Origin of the sequence: Dactylosporangium sp. NPDC005555, from assembly GCF_040605635.1 — a bacterium.
GTDB lineage: Bacteria > Actinomycetota > Actinomycetes > Mycobacteriales > Micromonosporaceae > Dactylosporangium.
On the sequence record NZ_JBEXDG010000166.1, the window covers coordinates 1 to 1,596 of the forward strand.

At 67.0% G+C, this 1,596-nt stretch carries 1 protein-coding gene; it reads right to left on the bottom strand.

Annotated features, from left to right (window positions below; translation table 11 throughout):
- Positions 1-9: 9 nt before the first annotated feature.
- Positions 10-1,455 carry an NF041680 family putative transposase gene (locus tag ABZS58_RS51265; protein ID WP_354792124.1) on the bottom strand — a complete coding sequence of 482 codons (1,446 nt, stop codon included), beginning with the start codon at positions 1,453-1,455 and terminating at the stop codon, positions 10-12.
- Positions 1,456-1,596: the final 141 nt, after the last annotated feature.

Consider the following 1,596-nt stretch of genomic DNA (forward strand, 5'->3'; position numbering starts at 1 on the left):
GCTTGACTTTTAACCCCTGACCTGACGTTTTCTGGTCTGTTTGTTGTCCACTGTGGACTTCTTCTTGCCGACGTCGTAACGGGTTCGGGGAGGTCTGGTGGTCCCTGTGGGGCGGCCGGGACCGGCGGTGGTGGATTTCGGTGTTCTGGCTGGAGTGCCCAGATGCCGACGCAGCATACGAAAACCTCGACGGACCCGGCCCGGTGTTGTCGGCCGCTGGATGGGTGTGCTCTTCTCCCATCGGCGGCGCAGATCGATGGTGAGGGTTCTGGCCAGCCGCAGCTGGGTATGGGCGGCCAGCACCAGCCAGGTCCAGCGCTGGCCCTGTTCGGGAGTGCGGATCTGCGGGGCGGTCCAGCCCAGCATGCCCTTGAGGAGCCGGAACGTGTGCTCCAGATCGAAGCGGCGAAGGTAGGTCTTCCACAGCAGGTCCAGGTCGAAGACCGTGCCCGGTGGGGCGGTGTGCCACAGCCACAGATCCTGCGGTGCGCGGTTGCCCGGCAGCCGTTCGACCTGGATTCGGATGACCGTTCCGGGCACGACCGGCAGCGGACCGACGAACCCGGTCCAACCAGCCTGTTTACACAGGCGCTGGTGCAGCCCGTGCCAGGCACTGACCACGACGGCACCGTAACGCGGGCTCTGTGCGCTCAGTTGCTGCTCGGCCGGCGGCAGCGACGCTGGTGCGGACAGCTCGAAGCGGTTCCCGTGCAGCCTCGGCCGGCCCGGTCGCCCATCCCGCAGCCGTTTCGGGGCCGGCGCGTAGAACACCCGGTCACTACGAACCCGGCCAAGGACCTGCACACCGTGATCAGCGGCCAGAAAGGTGATCCGGGTCAGGTCGTAGCCGGAGTCGAACACGAACAGCGGCGCCGGCCGCCCGGCCAGCGAACCGGCCGCGGCCAGCCGTGCGACCACAGCGCCGATCTGCGCCACGGTCACCACGGTGGCGTCGTCCTGCGGTCCGATCCGCACCGCGTCCAGCAACGCCGTCCACGACGAGGCACCCCATTCCAGCCCCGCGGCGAAGGAGAACGGCCAACCAGGGATCGTCTTGCGCGCGCCGTCGCACCGGCACGACGTGTAGCAGTGACACAGGCCCGCAGACGTGACCGCGTCCGGGCGAGGCCACGCCGACACATCCACCGCGACCTTCACCGGCCCGTCATCGGCCGGCTCCCAGGAAGCAGCGACCAGCGCCGTCAACGCCGCGACATCCACTTCGCCACACGCCAACGCGTCATACAACGCCCCATGACCACGCCGGAACGCCTTCTCCAACGACAACTCCACCAGCGACGACACCGGACCATCAGCGGTCAGCACCGCGTCAACCAACTCGAACAACGCATCCGCGCGGCGCCCGAAACATCGGTACAACGCCAACCGAAACCCGACCAACGCCTCACGACACGCCGCCGGATCCGACGCTGACACCGCCCGCAAACCTGGCATAGTAGGCCCCACGGCCACCCCGCATCCTTCGAAGCTTCAGCACTCCGAATGATCACGGGTGGCCGTACCCATGTCCTTGCGACACACCGAAACCAGCCCGAAAGATCGAAGATCTTCGGGCCGACCGGTTAAAACTCAAGC